Genomic DNA, 22,931 nt, shown 5'->3' with positions numbered 1-22,931 from the left:
GCCATGACGGATCTGAGCGAGAATTACGCCGAGTGCCTGCGACTGGTGGAGACGGCCGATCGCGACCGGGCCATCTCGCTGGCCTTCGTTCCGGCGGACAAGCGCAACGATGTCGCCGCCCTCTACGCCTTCAACATCGAGACCGCGCGGGTGCGCGATTCGGTGAGCGAGCCGATGCCGGGCGAGATCCGCCTGCAATGGTGGCGCGACGCGCTGGCGGCGCCCGACCAGGGCGCGGCGGGGCATCCGGTCGCGGCTGCCGTCGCCGACACGATTGCCCGTCACGACCTGCCGCGTGCGGCGTTCGACCGCTTCCTCGAAGCGCGCATCTTCGACCTCTATGACGATCCGATGCCGTCGAGCGAAGAGCTGGAGGCTTATGCCGGCGAGACCGCCTCGACGCTGATCATGCTGACGGCGATGGTGCTGGCGCGCGATGCGGCGGAGACGCAGGCCGACGCGGCGGGACATGCCGGTGTCGCCCAGACGGTTGCCGGCGTCCTGCGGCTGTTGCCGCAGCACCGGGCCCGGCGGCAGGTCTTCGTCCCGGCCGACATCCTCGCCGCTGCCGGATGCTCGAGCGAAGAGCTGATCCGCGGCGAACGCGAGCCCGCAGGCCGCGCCATCGCGGCGATGACCGCCTTCGGGCGCCAGCACGTGCGCGCCTGGACGACCAAACTCGGCGATATTCCGAAGCCGCTGCGACCGGCCTTCCTGCCGGCGGCGCTGGCGGGGCGGTACCTCGACCTCATCGAACGGGACGGAGCGGCGACGCTCGACCAGCCCGTCGAGATCGGGCCGCTGCGCAAGGCCTATATCAACTGGCGCGCGATGCGGCGCTGACGGCGGGGATCGACCGCCGGAGCGATCCGCGCTTACATCGCCGCAGCGGCCCGTGCATCCGGGCCAGCACACCGAAATTCCAACCGATCCGAAAGCCGACCCCACCATGGCATTGCGCACGATGAGGTCCGCGCCCCGGCATGTCGGGCAGTTCTGGCGATCGCTGGCGGCGGGAGCCGGTGTCGCGGTCTTCCGCTTTCCGCTGGCGAGCCTGCTGATCGTCGCGATCGCGATCCTGTCCAACCTCGCCCTGCGGGACGTCTATCCAGTGGCCGAGGACGATCTGGCCTGGCTGCTGGCCGCCTTCTACGGCGCGGCGGCCATTTCGGTCGGCATGGTGCTGGCGATGGAGGCGCGGGGCGCGTCGGCGGCGGTGCGGCAGGGCGCGTCTTCTCTCGTCGCGCTTGTCGTCGGCGCGGCGATCTGGGTCGGGCCGGCGCTGGCGGTGTTTCCGCCGCCGCTGATCGTTGCCGCGACCTTCGCCGTTCCGCTGGCGGGGTATCTGGGCCTGCGCGACGCGGAAAGGTTCTGGGTCTTCACCTTCTGGGCGGTGGTCGGCGTCAGCCTCGCCTTCCTGTCGGTGCTGCTTTTCGTCCTCGGCCTGTCGGCGATCCTGGAGATGATCCGCTACCTGTTCGAGGTCGGGCTGCCGGACGACGCCTACGAGCATATCTTCGCCACGGCCTTCGCGCTCGTCGGGCCGCTCTTCGCGCTGGGCCGGATTCCGCATCATTTCGACGAGCGCATGCCGGCGGGACAGGACGAGCGGCTGATCTCGGGCCTGCGCATCCTGTTCGACTGGGTCGCCGTGCCGCTGGTGCTGGCAACGGCGCTGGTCCTGCATCTCTATGCCGCCAAGATCCTCGTCACGGGCGACGTGCCGAAGGGCGAGATCGGCTGGATCGTCACCTTCTTCGCGCTGTTCGTCCTCATGCTGCGCATCGCGGTCGATCCGTTCCGTGCCGGCGCCGCGGCGGCCACGCGGCTTTTCACACGCTATTTCGCCCTGGCGCTTCTGGTGCCGCTGTCGTTACTCGCCTATGCGATCTGGCTGCGGATCGGCGCCCAGGGGTTCACGCTGGAGCGCTACTACCTCGTCCTCGGGGCGCTGGCGGCGTGGCTGGTCCTCGCCCTGCAGCTTCCGGGCCGCACGCGCGGCGACATTCGCTGGATGGCGGCCGTGCCGGTGCTGCTGCTGGCACTGTCAGCCTTCGGGCTCTGGGGCGCCTATGACACCGTTGGCCGCAGTCAGACGGCTCGCATCGTCGAGCGCTTCGTGGTGGATGACGGCGCCGGCGGGCGCCGGCTGGCCCCGACCGGGCGTTCGGATCGCGAGGCCGCCGAACTGCGCTCGCGGCTCTATGTTCTCGACGATGTGAGCCAGCTCGACCGGTTGGCGCCGCTGCTGCCGTCGGATTTGATGGAGGGCGAGGAATCGGACCGGCGCGAGCGCATCTTCGCGGCGCTCGATCTGTCCGGTCCGGTCGGCGTGCGCGAATTGCGCAGCTTCACCGCCAATGCGCCGATGGTGATCGACATCGCCGGGTTCGATCGCGTCGTCCCGGAGCGTGACCTGCGTAAGGGGCCCGCAGATGGCGAGACGAGCGGCGCCGGCGTCCCGTCATCCGAAGGAGCGGTGCTGGCGCTTGCAGGTGGCGAGTTGGTGCTGCGGATCGGCGGGGCCGAAGACCGCTTCGATCTCGGGACGGCGATCGACGCCCTGCCGGACGCGGTCTACGCGACGGCGCCGGACCGATTGCCGATGCAGGTCGTCGATCTCCCCGGCGCGAACGGGCGCAATGTCCGCCTGGCGCTGCGCCAGATCGTGCGGGATGGCGACGACGGGGCGATCCTGTCGGCGATGCTGACCGTCTACTATCGGTCCGGCGAATGGCAGGAGCGGCCGGGCGGCTGAGCCCGGACGCCTTGGGTCTCGGTCAGGCCGCGGATACTATTCGGCGGCTTCCGCAATCGGTGCCTGGCCGAGCCAGCCGGCGAAATCGGCAAGCGCCCGGGCCGACAGCGCCTTCTTCTTGGCGATCGCCTTGTCCTTGCCCCGGAAGCGCGTGACGCCCTCCGGCTTCTGGATGGCACCCGGCTCCAGCGGCGGGAACAGGCCGAAATTGATGTTCATCGGCTGAAAGGACCGCTTGCCGCTTTCTTCCTGATGGGCGAGGTGGCCGCCGGTGATATGCGCGGCGAGCGCGCCCATGGCGGTCGTCTGCGGCGGCGGCGTGGCGGCTTCGCCGAGGCGCTCGGCGGCGGCGAAGCGGCCGGTCATCAGCCCGACGGCGGCCGATTCCACATAACCCTCGCAGCCGGTGATCTGGCCGGCGAAGCGGATATGCGGGCGCACCTTCAGCCTCAGTGTCGGGTCGAGCAGGGTCGGCGAGTTCAAATAGGTGTTGCGGTGCAGGCCGCCAAGCCGTGCGAACTCGGCGTTTTCGAGCCCGGGAATCATCCGCAGCACGGCTGCCTGGGCGCCGTATTTCAGCTTCGTCTGGAAGCCGACGATGTTGTAGAGCGTGCCCAGCGCATTGTCCTGGCGCAGCTGCACGACGGCATAGGCCTTGATGTCCGGCTGGTGCGCATTGGTCAGGCCCATCGGCTTCATCGGGCCGTGACGCAGGGTCTCCGGACCGCGCTCGGCCATGATCTCGATCGGCAGGCAGCCGTCGAAATAGGGCGTGCCTTCCCATTCCTTGAACTCGGCGCGGTCACCCTCGACGAGGGCGGCGACGAAGCGCTCGTAGGTGTCCTTGTCGAGCGGGCAGTTGATGTAGTCCTTGCCGGTGCCGCCGGGGCCGACCTTGTCGTAGCGCGACTGGAACCAGGCCTTGTCCATGTCGATGGAATCGAAATGCACGATCGGCGCGATGGCGTCGAAGAAGGCGAGGGCGTCGGTGCCGGTGGCGGCGCTGATCGACTTGGCCAACGCCGGTGCCGTCAGCGGCCCGGTGGCGACGATGCTGGGACCCCATTCCTCGGGCGGCAGGCCCTCGACTTCGCCGCGCTCGACGGTGATCAGCGGGTGTGCCGCGATCGCTTCGGAGACGGCGCCGGAAAAGCCCTCGCGATCGACCGCGAGCGCGCTGCCGGCGGGCACCTGATGGGCGTCGGCGCAGCGCATGATCAGCGAATTGGCGAGCCGCATCTCGGCATGGAGGACGCCGACCGCATTGGTCTGGCTGTCGTCCGAGCGGAAGGAGTTGGAGCAGACGAGCTCGGCCAGCTTGTCGGTCTTGTGGGCCTCGGTGCCGCGGACGGGCCGCATCTCGTGCAGCACCACGGGCAGACCGCGTTCGGCGATCTGCCAGGCAGCTTCGGATCCGGCGAGCCCGCCGCCGACGACGTGAATGGGTTGTTTCGACATGGGGCCAATTTAGCAGTCGCGCGTGGCGATCAAAAGGCCGCGTGGCGATCCGCGCGCATGATCGTGCAAGTTTGCGGCCTCCAAACGACAACACCCGCCGGGGGGAGGACCCGACGGGTGTCGCATTGGGACCTGCGCTGGGAGGAGGATGCGCAGGTCATATCCGCTTCAGGCCCGGGAGGAGGTGGGCCCTACGCGAAACTGGGTAGGTCTCTGATCGCCCGTCGGGGGGAGGACCCGACGGGCGACTGAGAGGTACCTGCGCTGGAAGGAGGATGCGCAGGCACTTTATCCGCCTTGGGCTTGGGAGGAGGAGTAGCCCTCGGCGAAGCTCTGTAATCTCTGGGCGCCCGCCGGGGGGAGGACCCGGCGGGCGTCTGGGTGGAAACTGCCTGGGAGGAGGAGTGGCAGTTTCCGATCCGCTTGGGTCCTGGGAGGAGGAGTGGACCCTTGCGAAAGTCTTGGCTGATAATCAGCCGATGGCGCGGCGGGCGACCGAGTTGATGTCGCCGCGCGAGATGCCGAGATCGGCCAGCTCGCGCTGGGAGAGACGGTTCAGTTCGTTGACCGTCTCGCGGTAGCGGCGCCAGTTGTTGTAGGAGCGAACGAGGTTCATTAGTCTATCCTGCGGTCTTAAATCGATTGAAGCGGCTGATTGTTTCGTCTGCGTCGCTTCGTTGATTGGAAGGTAGGCGGTGCATGTCGGACCCGCTAGAGCCTTCGATGCATGGCAGCCTTGCGATTTGTGCATCGCAACAATTGACATCGGTGCGCGGGTCGGGGCGCGATCTTCGGGACATCTCACTCTACCCTCTTGAGGGCAGGAGCCTGGTCGAGCCGCTCGCCGTTCTCTGAAGGGACGTGCGCGGGTTCGACGCCGGATCACGCCAAAACGGCCGGTCCCGTGTGAAAAAGCCATGGAATCATGCGGATTGGGCCCCATATGGGCCTTTCGTGGCCGCGAGGCCGGTGATATAGAAGCGCGCGTCTCGCGTCGCCCACCGTACGGCGCACTATGCGGGTGTGGCGGAATTGGCAGACGCACTTGGTTTAGGTCCAAGCGCCGAGAGGCATGGGGGTTCAAGTCCCTCCACCCGCACCAGCGGCCGCTTTCACGGAATTCATTGCGGGTCGGCCTGAATGATCGGTCGTCTCGAGCACACAAGAAGGTATCCAGAATGCAGGTAACGGAAACCAAGGCCGAGGGCCTGAAGCGCGAGATCGAGATCGTCGTGCCGGCCTCGGATCTTGAAGCGCGGCTCCAGACCCGGCTCTATGAAGCCAAGGACCGGGTGCAGCTGAAGGGTTTCCGGCCGGGCAAGGTGCCGGTTGGCCATCTGCGCAAGATGTACGGCAAGTCGCTGATGGCGGAGATCGTCAACCAGATCCTGACCGAGACCCCGCGCAACGTCATTGCCGAGCGCAACGAGCGCTCCGCCATGCAGCCGGAAATCGGCATGTCCGAGGACGAGGCCGAGGCCGAGAAGGTCCTCAACGGCGGCGCCGACTTCAAGTTCACCCTGACCTACGAAACGCTCCCGGCGTTCGAGCTCAAGGGCACCGACGGCATCAAGATCGAGCGTCCCGTCGTCGAGGTGGCTGACGCGGAGATCGACGAGCAGGTCGAGCGCATCGCCGAGAACGCCCGGACCTACGCTGCCAAGGATGGCGCTGCGGACAAGGGCGATCGCGTCACCATGGACTTCGTCGGCAAGATCGACGGCGAGCCCTTCGATGGCGGCACCGCCACCGACAGCAACCTGGTGATCGGTTCCGGTCAGTTCATCCCGGGCTTCGAGGACCAGCTGATCGGCGTGAAGGCCGGCGACGAGAAGACCGTCGAGCTGACCTTCCCCGAGGATTACGGCGCCGCGCATCTGGCCGGCAAGCCCGCGACCTTCGACGTCACCGTCAAGGAAGTCGCCGCTCCCGAAGAGACCACGATCGACGACGAGTTCGCCGCCAAGCTCGGTGTCGAATCGCTGGATCGCCTGAAGACGGTCGTGCGCGAGCAGATCGAGAGCCAGTACGGCCAGGCGACGCGCCAGAAGGTCAAGCGCCAGCTGCTCGACGCCCTCGATGCGGCGTATGATTTCGAGCTGCCGGAGAAGCTGGTTGAGGCCGAGTTCACCAACATCTGGAACCAGGTGCAGGGCGAGCTGACCAACAGCGGCAAGACCTTCGAGGACGAGGACACCACCGAGGAGAAGGCGCGCGCCGAATATCGCCGCCTCGCCGAGCGTCGGGTCCGTCTGGGTCTGGTCCTGTCCGAGATCGGCGAGAAGGCCGGCGTGCAGATCACCGACGAAGAGCTGCAGCGCGCCATGTTCGAGCAACTGCGCCGCTACCCGGGCCAGGAGAAGGAAGTCTACGAGTACTTCCAGAAGAACCCGGACGCCGTCGCCAGCCTGCGCGCGCCGCTCTACGAGGAGAAGGTCGTCGACCATCTGCTCGCCGAGGTGGACGTCACCGACAAGACCGTCAGCAAGGAAGAGCTGATGGCCGAGGACGAGGACGACAAGGAAACCGCCCTCGCGTCGTAAGGCGCCGCGTCGCGCAAGCGACCATCGTCGAGAATTTCGGGAGGGCCGGCGCGAGTCGGCCCTTTCGCATATCTGGCCGGCAGTGCGGGGCTCGCGTCCGCCCAAGTCTGGTCATCACTATCGCCGATAGAGGCGTGCGCCGCGCGGACCCGCCGCGTCGGCACATGGTGGCAGCGCCGATCCGTCGGCGCTGCGCCCCCGCCACCCGGACCGATCACAGAACAGGCTTCCCCGCGGCATGCAGCGATTTCCGACGACCGCCATCCTCGCCTTCCTCATCGGGCTCTTCGTCCTCACCGGCGAAAGTCACGCCCAGATGCCGGGATTGTCGATCGGCGGATCGGGTGAGACCGAGGCCAGCGCATCGGCGGATCCGTCGCTGGACGATCTGATCGGCATTCTCGAGAACGACGACACCCGCGCCAAGCTGATCGAATCGCTGAAAGCCGCCGCCTACAAGGCGCCGGACGCCGCTGAAGCGGCCGAGACGGGTACGGAGGCCGCGCCGCGCACGCTGCCCGGCGAGATCGCGCAGTGGACCCGCTCCATGGCGGGAGGCCTGCTGGACACCTGGGACCAAGTCGCCGCCAGCCTCGTCTCGGCGTCCCAGATGCTGTCGGGGGCCAGCCGTATCGACCTGCCGATGCTGATCTCGGCGATCCTACCGGTGGGGCTGGTGGCCCTCGTCGCCTTCGGCGTGCTGTTCGCCAGCCGGGTCATCAAATATCCGATCTTCCGGCGGCTGGCCGATGCCGCCGAGCGCACCGGGCCGATCAACAAGCTCCTGCTGCTGGTCATCTCGTCGATCGTCGACGCGTTGTCGGTGGTGGTCGGCTGGGCCGCCGGCTATCTCGCCGCGGTGATCTTCTTCGGCGGCGAGCCGGGCATCAACCAGGCCCTGTTCCTCAACGCCTTCCTTTTGATCGAGATGGTCAAGGTCGGCCTTGCCAGCTTCGTGTCGCCGTCCTACCCGCAATTGCGCCTGACGCCGTTCTCGAACCGGCAGGCGAGCTACTGGTATTTCTGGATCTCGCGGCTGATCTCGATCCTCGGCTACACCTTCATGTTCGTCGCGCCGATCGTGCAGCAATCGTCGAGCATCGCGGCGGCCGAGGCGGTGCGCTTCATCGTCGTGGTCCTCTGCCTGCTCCTGACCATCGGGCTGATCCTGAAGAATCGCGGCGTCGTGCGCGAGCGGCTGAAGCGCGCCAAGCACCAGGGCGACCGTTCGGTCAGTGCCTGGGTCTATGCCTTTGTCGGCCAGATCTGGTGGGTGCTGGCGATCGGCTTCGCGCTCGCGCTGTTCATCGTGTGGGTCCGCAGCCCCGAATCCGGCCTGGCCTTCATGACGACGGCGACGCTGAAGTCGATCGCGGCCATGGCCGTCGGCGGACTGATCGTGTCGATCCTGTCGCGGGTCATCGCCCGGGGCATCCCGATCCCGCAGAACCTCAAGGACCGGTTGCCGCTTCTGGAGCGCCGGGTGAACTCCTTCATCCCCAACGCGCTGACCGTCCTGCGCGGCGTCGTCATCGTCGTCGTCCTGGCGGTGATCCTGGAGGCCTGGAACCTGTTGTCGTTCAGCGACTGGCTGGCCAGCCCGCTGGGGCAGCGCTTCGCAGGCGGGCTCGTCGGCGCGGGCATCATCCTTGCCGTCGGCGTGGCGATCTATATCGGCGTGTCGTCCTGGGTGGAGTACCGGCTCAACCCGAATTACGGCACGGTGCCGACGGCCCGCGAGCGCACGCTGCTGTCGCTGTTCCGCAATGCCTTCACGATCACCATGATCGTGCTGGTGGCGATGCTGGTTCTGTCGCAGATCGGCATCGACATCGCACCGCTCCTCGCCGGTGCCGGTGTCGTCGGCCTGGCCATCGGTTTCGGCGCCCAGAAATTCGTCCAGGACATCATCACCGGCGCCTTCATCCAGATCCAGAACGCCATGAACGAGGGCGACATCGTCGAGCTCAACGGCATCTCAGGCACGGTCGAGGAGCTGACCGTGCGGTCCGTCGGCCTGCGCACGCTGGAAGGCACCTGGTACCTGATCCCGTTCTCCTCGGTGGACCAGGTGGCGAACTTCTCCAAGGACTTCGCCTATTACGTCGCCGATATCGGCGTCGCCTATCGCGAGAATGTCGACGACGTGAAGCAGATGATGTTCGACGCCTTCGACGAGCTGAAGACCACCGCCGTCGGGGAGAACCTCCTGAGCGAGCTCGACATGTGGGGCGTCAACGAGCTTGGCGATTCGGCTGTCGTCGTGCGCGGCCGAGTGATGACCAAGCCGTCGACCCAGTGGGGCGTCGGCCGGGCCTATCGCGAGATCATCAAGCGGATGTCCGACGAACGCGGCATCGAGATCCCGTTCCCGCACATGACGCTGTGGTTCGGCGAGGACCGGAACGGCAAAGCGCCGCCGGTGCGGGTTCGCCAGAACCTGGAGGCCGACACGGCGCATCCGGCGATCGAGGCGAGCGGCCAGCCGACCGAGGGCGGCGACTACGGCACCCACGACGCGGACCGCAAGCCGATACCGCCGGGCGGCGGCGACATCGACAGCGCCGGCGAGGGCAGGGGCTGATTGCGCAACGGCCCGCGCACGACCATATGGAGCGCAGGGGCCAATCCCTTGGGCCTCATGGCATTCGGCGCGGGGGAACGCCTTGCATAGGCGCTTGGCCAAGTCCTATCTACTGAACCAGACGAATCCCTTCGCTATTCCCGCGGCACCCGGTGGTGCCGCTCATCAGACCAAGCAGCGAGACGACGACCGATGACACATCCCGTGGAAACCGCGATGAACCTCGTTCCCATGGTGGTCGAGCAGACCAACCGGGGCGAGCGCGCCTACGACATCTTCTCGCGGCTTCTGAAGGAGCGGGTGATCTTCATCACCGGCCCGATCGAAGACTCGATGGCCACGCTGGTCTGCGCCCAGCTGCTGTTCCTCGAGGCCGAGAATCCGAAGAAGGAAATCGCCCTCTACATCAACTCGCCCGGCGGCGTGGTGACCAGCGGCATGGCGATCTACGACACCATGCAGTTCATCAAGCCGGCGGTCTCGACCCTGTGCATCGGCCAGGCGGCCTCGATGGGCTCGCTGCTGCTGTGCGCCGGTCACAAGGACATGCGCTTCGCCACGCCGAACGCCCGCATCATGGTGCATCAGCCGTCCGGCGGCTTCTCGGGCCAGGCCTCGGATATCGAGCGTCATGCCCAGGACATCATCAAGCTGAAGCGCCGCCTGAACGAAGTCTATGTCGAGCACACCGGCCAGGACTACGAGACGGTTGAACGCACGCTCGATCGTGACCACTTCATGACCGCCCAGGAGGCGCGCGAGTTCGGTCTGATCGACAAGGTCTATTCGTCGCGCGACGCCCTCGAGGCCGAAGGCACCAAGTAGGGCTGCGTCGTCACGCCACGGCCACACTTGCATCGCGATCATGGCGGCGCGTGCGTTAAGCGCCGCTCAAGCAATCGACGCTACGCTGGACGATGTGCAAGAGTGGCCGATGGTATCGGGTCGTGGCTTTCGGGTGAGAGTCGCTTTGCCGAACGGGGCCGGGGGCACTAGGTTCGGTAGACCAAACGAGAAACGGATCCCTGGAGGGGACCGGATCGGAAGGAAAGACGCATGAGCAAAACGAGCGGCGGCGACTCCAAGAACACGCTCTACTGCTCTTTCTGCGGGAAGAGCCAGCACGAAGTCCGTAAGCTGATCGCCGGGCCGACGGTCTTTATCTGCGACGAGTGCGTCGAGCTGTGCATGGATATCATCAGGGAGGAAAACAAATCCTCCATGGTGAAGTCGCGGGAGGGTGTCCCCACCCCGCAGGAAATCATCGCGGTTCTCGACGACTACGTGATCGGGCAGTCCTTCGCCAAGAAGGTGCTCTCCGTCGCCGTGCACAACCATTACAAGCGGCTCGCCCACGCAGCCAAGAGCAATGACGTCGAACTGGCGAAGTCCAACATCCTGCTGATCGGCCCGACCGGTTGCGGCAAGACGCTGCTCGCGCAGACGCTGGCCCGCATCCTCGACGTGCCGTTCACCATGGCGGACGCGACCACGCTGACCGAAGCCGGCTATGTCGGCGAGGATGTCGAGAACATCATCCTCAAGCTGCTGCAGTCGGCCGACTACAATGTCGAGCGCGCCCAGCGCGGCATCGTCTATATCGACGAGATCGACAAGATCAGCCGCAAGTCGGACAATCCCTCGATCACCCGCGACGTATCGGGCGAGGGCGTCCAGCAGGCGCTGTTGAAGATCATGGAAGGCACCGTCGCTTCGGTTCCGCCGCAGGGCGGCCGCAAGCACCCGCAGCAGGAATTCCTGCAGGTGGACACGGCGAACATCCTGTTCATCTGCGGCGGCGCCTTTGCCGGTCTCGACAAGATCATCTCGGATCGCGGTCGCAAGACCTCGATCGGCTTCGCGGCGAATGTCGCGGGTCCCGACGACCGGCGCACGGGAGACGTGTTCCGTCAGGTCGAGCCCGAGGATCTCCTGAAGTTCGGTCTCATCCCCGAGTTCGTCGGCCGTCTGCCGGTTCTGGCGACGCTCGAGGACCTCGACGAGGCGGCGCTGGTCCAGATCCTGGAAGAGCCGAAGAACGCACTGGTCAAGCAGTACCAGCGCCTGTTCGAGATGGAGAATGTCGAGCTGTCGTTCCACGAGGACGCGCTGCGCGCCATCGCCCGCAAGGCGATCGAGCGCAAGACCGGCGCCCGCGGCCTGCGCTCGATCATGGAAGCCATGCTCCTCGACACGATGTTCGACCTGCCGACGCTGGAAGGCGTGCAGGAAGTCGTGATCTCCGAGGACGTGATCGACGGCAATGCCCGCCCGCTCTATATCTATTCCGAGCGGAACGGCGAAAAGGAAAACGTCAGCGCCTGATGTGAATCATCAAGGCGAGGTTTGACGGCTTATGAGCCCGTCCCGGCTTGGCGCCGGGGCGGGCTTTTCATTTTCGAGGACCGCCGCCTGCGACATCGGACAGCACCCGCGTCCCGCTGCCGAATCGCTTGAATAGCAGGCGTGTGACGCCCACATTACGGTCGTGATGGCGCTGGACCTGCGCGCTTCGAAGAAGGCGCAGGATCGGTGGCCGAACACGGCGAGGATGCCGTAGAAAGGAATACCATGTCTGATATGCAAGAACGCCAGGGTGCCGCCGGGGCGGCTCTGTACCCGGTTCTGCCGCTGCGCGACATCGTCGTGTTTCCGCACATGATCGTGCCGCTCTTCGTCGGCCGCGAAAAATCGATCAAGGCGCTCGAGGAGGTGATGGGTGCCGACAAGCAGATCCTGCTTGCGACCCAGAAGAACGCCTCCGACGAGGACCCGACCGCGGATGCGATCTACGAGATCGGCACCGTGGCCAACGTGCTGCAGCTCCTGAAACTCCCGGACGGCACCGTGAAGGTGCTGGTCGAAGGCATGGGCCGGGCGAAGATCGAGAGCTTCTCGCCGCGGACCGAGTGGCACGAGGCCTCCGCCAGCCTGATCGAGGAGACCGAGGAAGACCCGGTCGAGATCGAGGCGCTGGCGCGTTCGGTGGTCTCGGAGTTCGAGAACTACGTCAAGCTGAACAAGAAGATCTCGCCCGAAGTGGTGGGGGCTGCCGGCCAGATCGAGGACTACTCGAAGCTCGCCGACACGGTCGCCTCGCATCTGGCGATCAAGATTCCCGAGAAGCAGGACATGCTGGCGATGATCAGCGTGCGCGAGCGGCTGGAAAAGGCCCTCGGCTTCATGGAATCGGAGATCTCGGTTCTGCAGGTGGAGAAGCGTATCCGCTCGCGCGTCAAGCGCCAGATGGAGAAGACCCAGCGCGAGTACTACCTGAACGAGCAGATGAAGGCGATCCAGAAGGAACTCGGCGACGGCGAGGACGGCCGCGACGAGATGGCCGAGCTGGAAGACCGGATCAAGAAGACCAAGCTCTCCAAGGAGGCGCGCGAGAAGGTCGCCGCCGAGATGAAGAAGCTGAAGCAGATGTCGCCCATGTCCGCCGAATCGACGGTCGTGCGCAATTATCTGGACTGGATCCTCGGGCTGCCCTGGGGCGTGAAGTCGCGCGTCAAGGTGGATCTGAAGAAGGCCGAGGACGTTCTCGAAGCCGATCATTTCGGGCTCGAGAAGGTCAAGGAGCGGATCGTCGAGTATCTGGCCGTGCAGAGCCGCCAGTCGAAGCTGAAGGGGCCGATCCTGTGCCTCGTCGGCCCTCCGGGAGTCGGCAAGACCTCGCTCGCCAAGTCGATCGCCAAGGCGACCGGCCGCGAATATGTGCGCATGGCGCTGGGCGGCGTGCGTGACGAGGCCGAGATCCGAGGCCACCGGCGGACCTATATCGGCTCGATGCCCGGCAAGGTCATCCAGTCGATGAAGAAGGCCAAGAAGACCAACCCGCTGTTCCTTCTCGACGAGATCGACAAGATGGGCCAGGACTTCCGCGGCGATCCGTCGTCGGCGCTTCTGGAGGTGCTCGATCCCGAGCAGAACGCCAGCTTCGTCGATCACTATCTCGAGGTCGAATACGATCTGTCCTCGACCATGTTCGTGACGACGGCCAACACGCTGAACATCCCGGCGCCGCTGATGGATCGGATGGAGATCATCCGCATCGCCGGCTACACCGAGGACGAGAAGGTCGAGATCGCGTCGCGGCACCTGCTGCCGAAGGCGATCCGCGACCATGCGCTGAAGCCCGAGGAGTTTTCCGTCAGCGCCGATGCGCTGCAGGAGATCGCCCGTCGCTACACCCGCGAGGCCGGCGTGCGGAACTTCGAGCGCGAGCTGATGACGCTCGCCCGCAAGGCCGTCACCAAGATCCTCAAGGGCGAAGAGAGCAAGATCGAGGTCACGGCCGCGAATCTGTCGGACTATCTCGGCGTGCCGCGTTATCGCTACGGCGAAGCGGAGACCGAGGATCAGGTCGGCGTGGTGACCGGGCTGGCATGGACCGAGGTCGGCGGCGAATTGCTGACGATCGAAGGCGTCATGATGCCCGGCAAGGGCAAGATGACGGTGACCGGCAACCTCAAGGAGGTGATGAAGGAGTCGATCTCGGCTGCGGCCTCCTATGTCCGGTCGCGGGCCCTCGACTACGGCATCAAGCCGCCGCTGTTCGAGAAGCGGGACATCCACGTCCACGTGCCGGAAGGCGCGACGCCGAAGGACGGCCCGTCCGCCGGTGTCGGCATGGCCACGGCCATCGTCTCGGTGCTCACGGGCATTCCGGTGCGCCGCGATATCGCCATGACCGGCGAGATCACCCTGCGTGGGCGGGTCCTGCCGATCGGCGGCCTGAAGGAGAAGCTCCTGGCGGCGCTGCGTGGCGGCATCAAGAAGGTGCTGATTCCGCAGGAAAACGCCAAGGATCTGGCCGACATCCCGGACAATGTGAAGAACGGGCTGGAGATCGTGCCGGTGTCGCGGATGGGCGAGGTGCTGCGGCACGCGCTGATCGAGATGCCGACTCCGGTCGAATGGTCGGAAGTGGACGAGCCGATGTCCGGTCAGCCGCTGGTGGAAAACGGCGCCACGGCTGTTGCCCACTAGGCTCACCTTCACATCTTGTTAGTAATGCCGCCGCTCGTCGGCGGCATTTTTTTGCCCCAAAGCCCTGAAAACAGGGGCTTTGGCGTTGCAGAACGTTGTATCATCCGCGAAAGTCGCGGCCGTACTCACGGATCGCTAAGATGCGCCAACGATAAAAGGAGGGTATCCATGAACAAGAATGAACTGATCGCCGCCGTATCCGAGAAGGCTGACCTGTCCAAGCAGGACGCCAGCTCCGCAGTGGACGCGGTGTTCGACACGCTGCAGGCCACCATGGCGAAGGGCGACGACATCCGCCTCGTCGGCTTCGGCACCTTCTCGGTGTCGCATCGCGCCGCCTCCAAGGGCCGCAACCCCTCGACCGGTGCCGAGGTCGACATCCCGGCCCGCAACGTGCCGAAGTTCGCTGCCGGCAAGGGTCTCAAGGACGCCGTCAACAACAAGTAAGTCCTGGCGTGGCCCCTGCGGCCGCAGCAGTGCGAACGTAAAGACACCGGTCCAGGCGCAAGCCTGACCGGTGTTTTGCGTTTCAGGGGCCGGCATCGCACAGCGAACAAAGGCCGGCGTCGTGGCTTGCAATCAGAAATCGGAGAAAATGTGCGGCAGGGCCGGAGCGGGCAGGGGTGCCGCTGGCAGGGTGCGGTCCGCGCGGCATGGCGCTGCGGACGGCTGCCGGCGGGGCAGGCGGGAAGGCCCGCCCCGCGGCGTATCAGTCGGCGCTGAGGGTCCGTGCTTCCGGGCCCTTGTTGCCCTGGACGAAGCGGACGGTGACCTTCTGGCCGTCGGCGAGGGTGGTCAGGCCGGAGCGGTTGAGGGCCGTGGCATGGACGAAGACGTCCTTGCCGGCGCCGTCGTCGAGGCCGATGAAGCCGAAGCCCTTGTCGGCATTGTACCATTTGACCGTGCCGGTGGCCTCTTCCTCGGGACCGCCGGGAGCACCGCCGCCCTGGCGCTGGGGCGCAGGACGGGCGCGTGCCGGTGCGGGATTGCCGGAGCCGGCCGCAACCGAGAGCACTTCGGTGACCTGCATGCCCTTCTGGCCCTGGTCGATCCGGACCGTGAGGCGGGTGCCTTCGGTCACGCCGTCGGCGCTGGCGCCGGCCGCCTCGAGGGCCCGCACGTGCAGGAATGCCTCGGTGCCGTCGGTGGCCTTCACGAAGCCGAAGCCCTTGGTGGCGTTGAACCACATCACTTCTGCGTCGGACGGCAGCGATCCGCCGGACCCGCCCGCGGGCGACGAGCGCTGGAAGTAGCTCGGCTCGGCATCCCGCTCCGCCGGCAAGGCGCCGTCATCATCGAATCCGCGGCGGCGCGTGTCGCGGTGGTCTCGGTATTTACCCATGGTGGTCTCAGCTTGGACATGTTCGGATTGCGGAATATGTAAAGGAAACGGCATCACGCGCAAGCGGCAGAGGATGCGTTTTACATCCTCCGCTCGCGCGATAGCTGTTTCCCGCGAATGATTTACCAGCAAATGGTCGCGCATGCGACGGCGAAATATCGCTGTCAGGCGCGTTCCGCCGCATCGGCGATGACGGCGAGGAAGGTGTCGCCGTAGCGTTCCAGCTTGGCGAGACCGACGCCCGGAACCGCGTGCAAGGCGTCGGCATCATGCGGTCGCCGCTCGGCCATGGCCCTGAGGGTCGCGTCGGAAAACACCATGTAGGGCGGGACCTGCTGCTCCTTGGCAAGCCGCAGCCGTTCCTGGCGCAGCGCCTCGAACAGCGTCGCGGCGGTCTCGTCCATCCCTTCCGTCGCATGATCGCTGCGGCGGAACTGTGTGGCCTTGCGGACCCGATCCTTGCGCAGGATCACCTTGCGCTCGCCGCGGAACACGGCGCGGGCATCCTCGCCCAGCTTCAGGGCGCCGAAAGCGGCGTGGTCGATGGTCAGAAGGCCAGATGCGGTGAGCTGGCGGGCGACCGACTGCCAGACGCGCTGTTCGGTGTCCTTGCCGGCGCCGAAGACCGGGATGCCGTCCTGGCCGGCGCGCACGACCTTGTCGGTCGCCTTGCCGGTGAGAACATCGATCACATGGCCCGAGCCGAACCGCTCGCCGGTGCGGTAGACGGCGGCGAGGAGCTTGACCGCCGCCTCGGTGCCGTCCCAGGTCTCGACCGGCGACAGGCAGGTGTCGCAATTGCCGCAACGCCCCTCGTGGTGCTCGCCGAAATGGGCGAGGATGGCGGCGCGGCGGCATTCGGCTGTCTCGCAGATGGCCAGAAGGGCGTCGAGCTTGGCGCGCTCGACCCGCTTGATGGTTTCCTCCGAGCCGCCCTGATCGATCATCCGCCGGCGCTGGACCACGTCCTGCATCCCGTAGGCCATCCAGGCGTCGCTCGGCTGGCCGTCACGGCCGGCGCGGCCGGTCTCTTGGTAATAGGCCTCGACCGACGAGGGCAGGTCGAGATGGGCGACGAAGCGCACGTCCGGCTTGTCGATGCCCATGCCGAAGGCCACGGTCGCGACGAGGCAGAGATTCTCTTCGTTGAGGAAGGCCGCCTGGTTGGCCGCGCGCACGCCGGCATCGAGACCCGCATGGTAGGGCAGGGCGCGGATGCCCTGGGTGTTCAGCCAGGCCGCCGTCTCTTCCACCTTGCGGCGTGACAGGCAGTAGACGATGCCGCTGGCGCCTTCATGGCGTTCCAGGAACGACAGGAGCTGCTTCTTCGGATTGTCGCGCTCGACGATGGCGTAGCGGATGTTCGGCCGGTCGAAGCTGGTCATGTAGACCGGCGCGTGGGTCAGCCGCAGGCGCTCGATGATGTCGGCCCGCGTCGTCGGATCAGCGGTCGCGGTCAGGGCGATCCGCGGCACCGACGGGAAATCGTCGGCAAGGGTTTCGAGCAGCCGGTATTCGGGCCGGAAATCGTGGCCCCAGGCGCTGACGCAATGGGCTTCGTCGATGGCGAAGAGAGCAATGCGGACACGCGAGAGCGTGCGCCGGAACCCCTCGCTGACGATCCGCTCCGGCGTGACGTAGAGAAGGTCGAGTCTGCCGGCGAGAAGGTCGGCGCGCACCGTGTCGCGCTCCTCGTCGCTCATGGACGAGTTCAGGGAGGCGGCGTTGACGCCGGCTTGGCGCAGGCCCTCGACCTGGTCGTGCATCAGCGCGATCAGCGGCGAGACGACGATGCCGACGCCGGGACGGCAGAGCGACGGGATCTGGTAGCAGACCGACTTGCCCGCGCCGGTCGGGAACAGGACGACGGCATCGCCGCCGGCGACGACCTGGTCGACCACCGCTTCCTGCTGGCCGCGAAAGGCCGCGTGGCCGAAGACCGTCCGCAGCATCTCGCGCGGATCGGCCGTCGCGCCGGCATTGGTCGCCTGCGTCGGGCCGTTCCTGTCGAACAGGGGATCGGTCTTGGCCGGCCCGGCGGACCGGCGTCCTTCTTGCTGCATCATCGTCTCCGGGAATCGCCGCGCGAGGGTCGGTCATCGGGCGGCGCAACGCAACTCGTCGGCCGGTGTCGGACCGGCGGCGATCCGTCACGTGCCGGCGGCGGCCCGTGACGGGGCCACGTCAAGGTCATGCGTCGCCCGGTCGGGCGTCGACCGGAAAGCGGGCGCTGAGAAAGCGCGAGCCCGCGAGGCCGAACCGCCACGGCGTCTCGGCGCCCTTGGTGATGCCGATTCGTGGCCCGACGACGATCTGCGGCGATGCGGCTGCCGGCTCCAGCCGGAACGGCGGCGCGTCGAGCCGGCAGCCATCCTGCGCGGCGGTAATCCCGAGAGCCTGGGTGAGTCGTCCCGGACCGGCGCAAAGCTTGCGGATGTCGGCGAGGCCGCGCCGCGTCGCCATGGTGTCGAGGCCGAGCGTCGGTTCGATCGCCCGGATCAGGACGGCGCTGGCATTGCCCGGCGCCTCGCAGACGAAATTGAGGCACCAGTGGATGCCGTAGGAGCGATAGACATAGGCCCGACCCGGTTCGCCGAACATCGCGGCGTTGCGCGCCGTGGCGCCCTTGAAGCTGTGGGAGGCGGGGTCCTGCTGGTCGTAGGCCTCGGTCTCGACGATCGTGCCGCCGACGGTGCCGTCGACGACGAGCGTCGCACCGATCAGGTCCCGGGCGACGGACACGACGTCACGGTCGAAGAAGCGCGTTGGGATCATCATGGCTCGGCGGTGGCTGTTTAGGGCGCTTGGCGATCGGCGGTGCTTCGACGACGCACGGCGCGCCGTTTCGTTCCGACTGCGGCGAGGCGGAACGCATCGATTTCGCGCGTCCGGCGCCTTGCCACATAGGTTGCCCGCCGGATGGCGGTAGTCGGGAACGGCATCGACGCCAGGACGTTTCGCGGTCGAGGCAACTCGAGGAGGTATCCATGCCCGCTCAGTCCAAGTCACAGCAGAAGGCCGCCGGCGCGGCCCTGTCCGCCAAGCGCGGCGACACCAAGGTCTCCGATCTGCAGGGCGCGTCGAAAGGCATGTACGAATCGATGAGCGAGAAAGAGCTCGACGACATGGCGTCCACCGAGCGCAAGGGCAAGCCGGAGCACAAGTCCGACTAGCGCCACCGTTCTTCGCGTTGCAACCAACAGCCGGCAGGTAACCCTGCCGGCTGTTGCCGTATCGGGGAGGCGAGGCCGGCCAAGACGCCGTGGCGCTTGTGCGACAGCGGCGCCGGCATCGTGAGCCGCGGCGTGCATCGGGGAACACATGTGCTAAGGGCGCCCGACATCATGTGACGGAGCAGTCTTCTAGCGATGCCGAAAAGCGCCCTCGACAAGGATCTGAAAAAGGTCGTTTCACTGGAAACGGCCACCTACGGTTCGGCCCGCTCGGTCGCGGCGCCCGGCATGGCGGTGCTCTTCCTTCTGGGGGCGATGGCGCTGGCCAGCGTCTTCGTGGCCGATGGTCCGCTGACCTATCTCGTCGTCATCGCCGCGGTGATCGCCGGCTACATGGCGTTGAATGTCGGCGCCAACGACGTTGCCAACAACATGGGCCCGGCCGTCGGGTCGAAGGCGCTGACGCTGGCCGGTGCGCTGGCCATCGCCGCGGTCTGCGAGGGCGCGGGCGCCATCATCGCCGGCGGCGACGTGGTCAGCACGATCTCCCGCGATCTCCTGCAGCCGCACGCGGCGATGGAGGCGATCGACTTCATCCTGATCATGATGGCGGCGTTCCTGGCGGCCGGCCTGTGGATTCATCTGGCAACCGTCTTCGGCGCGCCGATCTCCACCACCCACGCCATCGTCGGCGGTGTCGTCGGCTCCGGCGTGGCGGCAGCCGGCGCCGGGATCGTCGCGTGGCCGATGCTGGGCGCGATCGTCGCGAGCTGGATCATTTCGCCGGCGCTGGGCGGCGGCATCGCGGCGCTGCTCCTGGCATTGGTCGAGACCCTGATTCTCAACCGCGAGGACCGTCTCGCGGCGGCCCGGCGCTGGGTGCCGGTGCTGGTGGCGCTGATGTCCGGCATCTTCGCCATGTATCTGATGACCAAGGGCCTGAAGCGGCTGTGGAAGCCGGAGCCGATGCATGTGCTGGCGGGCGGGCTGGCCTTCGCCATCGTCGGCTGGCTCGTCGCGCGGCCCTGGATCCGCCGGCGTTCCACGGGGATGGACAGCCGGATCAAGACGATCAGCGGCCTGTTCGTGCCGCCGCTGATCTTCGCGACCGCGCTGCTCTCCTTTGCCCATGGCGCCAACGACGTCGCCAATGCGGTCGGACCGCTGGCCGCGATCGTGGCGACCGCCACGTCGGGATCGACCGCCGACGGGCAGGTGGTCCTGCCGCTCTGGGTGCTGTCGATCGGCGCGATCGGCATCGCCGTCGGCCTCGCATTGTTCGGACCGCGGGTGATCCGCACCGTCGGCGAGAAAATCACCAAGATGAACGAGATCCGCGCCTATTGCGTCGCGCTGTCGGCCGCGATCACGGTGCTGCTGGCCTCGAGCCTCGGCCTGCCGGTGTCCTCGACCCATATCGCGGTGGGCGCGATCTTCGGCGTCGGCTTCCTGCGCGAGTTCAAGTCGAACCGCGGGCTGGTCAATCCCGGCGTGCAGCCGCGGACTTTGTTCCTGAAGACGTCGCGGCTGAACGCGACGCCGGAGGAGGCGATCGCCAATTACCAGAAGCGGGAGCGGCGGCGTCTGGTGCGGCGTCAGCACCTGTTCGGCATCGCCGCCGCCTGGGTGATCACGGTGCCTGCGGCAGCTCTGCTCTCGGCGCTGCTCTACCTCGCCATGTCGGCGATGGTCGTCAGCTAGCGGTCAGCCGGCGATAGAGCTTCTCGGTCAATTCGACGACCGGCTTTTCCGTCAAGAGGCGGCGGGTTTCGGCGAAAGTCGCCCAGTGCCGGTAGCGCTGGCGCATTTCCTGCCAGGCGTCGTGCTGCTGCTCGACCCGCAGCGGATAGAGCGTCACGTCGAGGACCTTGGTCTGGCGAAGCCCGCGCTTGAGCGTGCGGTAGGTGCCGAGCGGAGCCGGATCGACGTGACCCTCGACACCGGCTTCCTCAAAGGCTTCCTGCGCGGCGCTCTCCCAGGGGGCCAGACCCTCCATCAGGGAGCCCTTCGGAAAGATCCAGCGGCCGGTCCGGCGCGAGGTGATCAGGAGGAAGACCGGCTGGTCGCCGACCACCGCATAGGGGATCGTCCCGGTCTGGGTGCCCGAGGGGTCGCTGCCGCGCAGCATCGAACGTTCGGCGAGTCTTTCGCGCAGCACTTCCATCATGGAGCCGGTTCCTCTCTCATTCCGCTCGGCGTGCAGGCCATCCCGGCGCGCGCAAAGCAGATCATCATCATATCAACTGCATTGAACTTGCCCCGATCTGGCGGCGGCAAGTTGCCTTTAAAGACTGTGTCGCAGCGAGCGCGCGCGGCGCCTGCCAAAAGGCATGGCGGCAAATATCGAATCGCAGCGTATCATCCGTGCATGAGTTATAGGGCGCACCTCGTGCGCTTTCTAGCCCCTGCTGCCCGGGGCGACAGGAAAAGCCCTGTGGCGCCAAGCGTTTGTCTTCACGCTTGCGTGAATCGCGCGACGCATCGGTGGCCGTTCGGACACGGTCGCGGCGATAGCCCGCAAGGCCGTGCCAGGCGGACTTCCGGCTTCATGCTTTGGCCATATTGGAGTGCGTTACGAGCTTGTAACGCTTGGTCAGCGGGCGAATCCGGCAAGACCCGTCAGCTTCCGTTTACCATGACGGGCTAGGTTCTGCAGGGACGTGCATATCCACGAGGAGTTTCGATGACGATTTCCAACGACGCGTGCAACGGCAAGCGGCTCAGCCGCCGTCGCTTCGTGCTCGGCACGGCGGCCGCCAGTGCAGCGATGCTGCCCGGTGCCGCCTTTGCGCAGAACGCCCTCGGCGAACTGCTGCAGGCGCCGACCCGCGGCAATTGGGACGATCAGTTCGACACGCGCGGCTCCAACGTCCGTCAGGTCGCCTCGAACTCCCCGGTGCTCTCCGAAAACACGATCTATTCGCTGCAGGAGGCGATCAACAGCTATTCCGCCATCGTGCAGGGCGGCGGCTGGCCGATGGTGCCGGAAGGCGAAACGCTGAAGATCGGCGTGCAGTCTCGCACCGTGCCCGTGCTGCGGCAGCGCCTGGCGATCGCCGGCGACCTCGGCAGCAATGCCGGCGGATCGCCCGCCTTCGATACCTATGTCGATGCGGCGGTGAAGCGCTTCCAGGCCCGCCACGGCCTTCCGGCCGACGGCGTCGTCTCGGGGCACACCTACAAGGCGATGAATGTCGGCGCCGATTTGCGTCTCGGCCAGCTCCAGACCAATCTGCAGCGTCTTCGCGAGAAGGTCGCCACCGATCTCGGCCAGCGCTACGTCGTGGTCAACATTCCGGCCGCCTCGATCGAGGCCGTCGAGAACGGCCGCGTCGTGCAGCGCCATACGGCGGTCGTCGGCAAGGTCGACCGGCAGACGCCGATCCTCGACTCGCGCATCACCAATCTCAACCTGAACCCGTACTGGCATGCCCCGGTGTCGATCGTCCGCAAGGACATCATCCCGCTGATGCAGAAGGACCCGACCTATCTGGAGCGGAACGCCATCCGCATCTTCGACGGCAATGGTCAGGAAATCCCGCCGCAGACGATCGACTGGAACACGGAAGAGGCGGTGAAGTACCTGTTCCGCCAGGATCCGGGCAAGATCAACGCGATGGCGTCGGTGAAGATCAACTTCCCGAACCCGCATGCGGTCTACATGCACGATACGCCGCAGCAGAGCCTGTTCTCGGAGCTGATGCGGTTCGAATCGTCGGGCTGCGTGCGCGTGCAGAACGTGCGCGACCTGATCGTCTGGCTAGCCCGCGACGTGCCGGGCTGGGATCGCCAGCGCATCGAGCAGGTGATCGCCGCCCGCGAGCGTCAGGACATCGACCTTTTGAACCCGGTGCCGGTGCATTTCACCTACATCACCGCCTGGGCGACCGACCCGACGGTCGTGCAGTTCCGCGACGATATCTATCACCGCGACGGCGTCGAGCAGCTGGCGATGAGCGAACTGACGGCGACGGCCTATGCGCCGAACCAGCAGAACCCCTACGCCCGCGGCGACGACGGCTACTGAGCCAAGCCAACGCGACGACATGCGGGCCGGGTGCAGCAATGCGCCCGGCCTTTT

General features: G+C 66.5%; 17 protein-coding genes and 1 tRNA gene. 12 read left to right on the top strand and 6 right to left on the bottom strand.

Going from position 1 to position 22,931, the window contains the following annotated elements:
• Nucleotides 1-12 precede the first annotated feature (12 nt).
• Nucleotides 13-843 (top strand): phytoene/squalene synthase family protein, encoded by an 831-nt coding sequence (locus N7I30_RS18090; protein WP_498640840.1) that lies wholly within the window; start codon nt 13-15, stop codon nt 841-843.
• Between the two features lie 121 nt (nt 844-964).
• Nucleotides 965-2,758, top strand: a complete 1,794-nt coding sequence (locus N7I30_RS18085; protein WP_498640692.1) for a DUF4153 domain-containing protein — start codon at nt 965-967, stop codon at nt 2,756-2,758.
• Nucleotides 2,759-2,794: 36 nt separating this feature from the next.
• Here the strand turns inward: N7I30_RS18085 and trmFO are convergent, their stop codons facing one another.
• Both trmFO and N7I30_RS18075 read right to left on the bottom strand, forming a co-directional pair.
• Nucleotides 2,795-4,216 (bottom strand): methylenetetrahydrofolate--tRNA-(uracil(54)-C(5))-methyltransferase (FADH(2)-oxidizing) TrmFO, encoded by a 1,422-nt coding sequence (trmFO, locus tag N7I30_RS18080; protein ID WP_491372971.1) that lies wholly within the window; start codon nt 4,214-4,216, stop codon nt 2,795-2,797.
• A 472-nt stretch (nt 4,217-4,688) separates the two neighbouring features.
• Complete coding sequence (locus N7I30_RS18075; protein ID WP_081651954.1) at nt 4,689-4,832, bottom strand: DUF1127 domain-containing protein; 144 nt, start codon at nt 4,830-4,832, stop codon at nt 4,689-4,691.
• Nucleotides 4,833-5,233: 401 nt separating this feature from the next.
• Between N7I30_RS18075 and N7I30_RS18070 the strand changes: the two genes are divergently transcribed.
• The 7 genes from N7I30_RS18070 (at nt 5,234) to N7I30_RS18040 (ending at nt 14,782) form a co-directional block, all read left to right on the top strand.
• Nucleotides 5,234-5,318, top strand: a tRNA-Leu gene (locus tag N7I30_RS18070).
• Between the two features lie 76 nt (nt 5,319-5,394).
• Nucleotides 5,395-6,759: a trigger factor gene (gene tig / locus N7I30_RS18065; RefSeq protein WP_483213729.1), complete on the top strand. Its 1,365-nt coding sequence runs from the start codon at nt 5,395-5,397 to the stop codon at nt 6,757-6,759.
• A 238-nt stretch (nt 6,760-6,997) separates the two neighbouring features.
• On the top strand, nt 6,998-9,343 hold the full coding sequence (locus N7I30_RS18060) for a mechanosensitive ion channel domain-containing protein (RefSeq protein ID WP_498640688.1): 2,346 nt from the start codon (nt 6,998-7,000) through the stop codon (nt 9,341-9,343).
• A gap of 192 nt (nt 9,344-9,535) precedes the next feature.
• A complete protein-coding gene (locus N7I30_RS18055) occupies nt 9,536-10,168 on the top strand; it encodes an ATP-dependent Clp protease proteolytic subunit (protein ID WP_009209287.1) in 633 nt (210 codons plus the stop codon).
• A gap of 231 nt (nt 10,169-10,399) precedes the next feature.
• Complete coding sequence (gene clpX / locus N7I30_RS18050) at nt 10,400-11,668, top strand: ATP-dependent Clp protease ATP-binding subunit ClpX (protein ID WP_009209288.1); 1,269 nt, start codon at nt 10,400-10,402, stop codon at nt 11,666-11,668.
• A gap of 246 nt (nt 11,669-11,914) precedes the next feature.
• Nucleotides 11,915-14,335: an endopeptidase La gene (gene lon, locus N7I30_RS18045; protein ID WP_081651953.1), complete on the top strand. Its 2,421-nt coding sequence runs from the start codon at nt 11,915-11,917 to the stop codon at nt 14,333-14,335.
• A 24-nt stretch (nt 14,336-14,359) separates the two neighbouring features.
• Entirely contained in the window at nt 14,360-14,782 is a 423-nt protein-coding gene (locus N7I30_RS18040; protein WP_458363648.1) for a non-specific DNA-binding protein Hbs, read from the top strand.
• Between the two features lie 262 nt (nt 14,783-15,044).
• Here the strand turns inward: N7I30_RS18040 and N7I30_RS18035 are convergent, their stop codons facing one another.
• The 3 genes from N7I30_RS18035 to N7I30_RS18025 form a co-directional block, all read right to left on the bottom strand.
• A complete protein-coding gene (locus tag N7I30_RS18035) occupies nt 15,045-15,677 on the bottom strand; it encodes a cold-shock protein (RefSeq protein ID WP_498640685.1) in 633 nt (210 codons plus the stop codon).
• Between the two features lie 164 nt (nt 15,678-15,841).
• Nucleotides 15,842-17,740 carry a DNA helicase RecQ gene (recQ, locus tag N7I30_RS18030; protein WP_498640683.1) on the bottom strand — a complete coding sequence of 633 codons (1,899 nt, stop codon included), beginning with the start codon at nt 17,738-17,740 and terminating at the stop codon, nt 15,842-15,844.
• Between the two features lie 127 nt (nt 17,741-17,867).
• Nucleotides 17,868-18,455 (bottom strand): DNA-3-methyladenine glycosylase, encoded by a 588-nt coding sequence (locus N7I30_RS18025; protein WP_498640681.1) that lies wholly within the window; start codon nt 18,453-18,455, stop codon nt 17,868-17,870.
• 209 nt (nt 18,456-18,664) lie between these two features.
• Here N7I30_RS18025 and N7I30_RS18020 point away from each other — a divergent pair, with 209 nt between their 5' ends.
• Both N7I30_RS18020 and N7I30_RS18015 read left to right on the top strand, forming a co-directional pair.
• Complete coding sequence (locus tag N7I30_RS18020; protein ID WP_188077467.1) at nt 18,665-18,850, top strand: DUF3008 family protein; 186 nt, start codon at nt 18,665-18,667, stop codon at nt 18,848-18,850.
• A 195-nt stretch (nt 18,851-19,045) separates the two neighbouring features.
• A complete protein-coding gene (locus tag N7I30_RS18015; protein ID WP_498640679.1) occupies nt 19,046-20,551 on the top strand; it encodes an inorganic phosphate transporter in 1,506 nt (501 codons plus the stop codon).
• Here the strand turns inward: N7I30_RS18015 and N7I30_RS18010 are convergent.
• Nucleotides 20,544-21,017, bottom strand: coding sequence for an NUDIX hydrolase (locus tag N7I30_RS18010; protein WP_230786098.1), 474 nt, complete (start codon nt 21,015-21,017; stop codon nt 20,544-20,546). The genes N7I30_RS18015 and N7I30_RS18010 overlap by 8 nt on opposite strands.
• Nucleotides 21,018-21,533: 516 nt before the next feature.
• Here N7I30_RS18010 and N7I30_RS18005 point away from each other — a divergent pair.
• Nucleotides 21,534-22,877, top strand: coding sequence for a L,D-transpeptidase family protein (locus N7I30_RS18005; RefSeq protein WP_370195527.1), 1,344 nt, complete (start codon nt 21,534-21,536; stop codon nt 22,875-22,877).
• The last annotated feature ends 54 nt before the right edge of the window (nt 22,878-22,931 follow it).

Source organism: Aurantimonas litoralis (assembly GCF_026153195.1).
Taxonomy (GTDB): domain Bacteria; phylum Pseudomonadota; class Alphaproteobacteria; order Rhizobiales; family Rhizobiaceae; genus Aurantimonas; species Aurantimonas coralicida.
The sequence above is the reverse complement of the archived record's forward strand: the minus strand, read 5'-3'. Positions and strand labels throughout refer to the sequence as shown.

Coding starts and splice junctions, on each gene's coding strand:
- N7I30_RS18055 (WP_009209287.1), top strand. CDS start 9,536: ATGACACATCCCGTGGAAACCGCGATGAACCTCGTTCCCATGGTGGTC.
- N7I30_RS18085 (WP_498640692.1), top strand. CDS start 965: ATGAGGTCCGCGCCCCGGCATGTCGGGCAGTTCTGGCGATCGCTGGCG.
- N7I30_RS18015 (WP_498640679.1), top strand. CDS start 19,046: ATGCCGAAAAGCGCCCTCGACAAGGATCTGAAAAAGGTCGTTTCACTG.
- lon (WP_081651953.1), top strand. CDS start 11,915: ATGTCTGATATGCAAGAACGCCAGGGTGCCGCCGGGGCGGCTCTGTAC.
- N7I30_RS18035 (WP_498640685.1), bottom strand. CDS start 15,677: ATGGGTAAATACCGAGACCACCGCGACACGCGCCGCCGCGGATTCGAT.
- N7I30_RS18010 (WP_230786098.1), bottom strand. CDS start 21,017: ATGATGGAAGTGCTGCGCGAAAGACTCGCCGAACGTTCGATGCTGCGC.
- N7I30_RS18025 (WP_498640681.1), bottom strand. CDS start 18,455: ATGATGATCCCAACGCGCTTCTTCGACCGTGACGTCGTGTCCGTCGCC.
- trmFO (WP_491372971.1), bottom strand. CDS start 4,216: ATGTCGAAACAACCCATTCACGTCGTCGGCGGCGGGCTCGCCGGATCC.
- recQ (WP_498640683.1), bottom strand. CDS start 17,740: ATGCAGCAAGAAGGACGCCGGTCCGCCGGGCCGGCCAAGACCGATCCC.
- N7I30_RS18040 (WP_458363648.1), top strand. CDS start 14,360: ATGCCGCCGCTCGTCGGCGGCATTTTTTTGCCCCAAAGCCCTGAAAAC.
- N7I30_RS18005 (WP_370195527.1), top strand. CDS start 21,534: ATGACGATTTCCAACGACGCGTGCAACGGCAAGCGGCTCAGCCGCCGT.
- N7I30_RS18075 (WP_081651954.1), bottom strand. CDS start 4,832: ATGAACCTCGTTCGCTCCTACAACAACTGGCGCCGCTACCGCGAGACG.
- N7I30_RS18060 (WP_498640688.1), top strand. CDS start 6,998: ATGCAGCGATTTCCGACGACCGCCATCCTCGCCTTCCTCATCGGGCTC.
- clpX (WP_009209288.1), top strand. CDS start 10,400: ATGAGCAAAACGAGCGGCGGCGACTCCAAGAACACGCTCTACTGCTCT.
- N7I30_RS18020 (WP_188077467.1), top strand. CDS start 18,665: ATGCCCGCTCAGTCCAAGTCACAGCAGAAGGCCGCCGGCGCGGCCCTG.
- tig (WP_483213729.1), top strand. CDS start 5,395: ATGCAGGTAACGGAAACCAAGGCCGAGGGCCTGAAGCGCGAGATCGAG.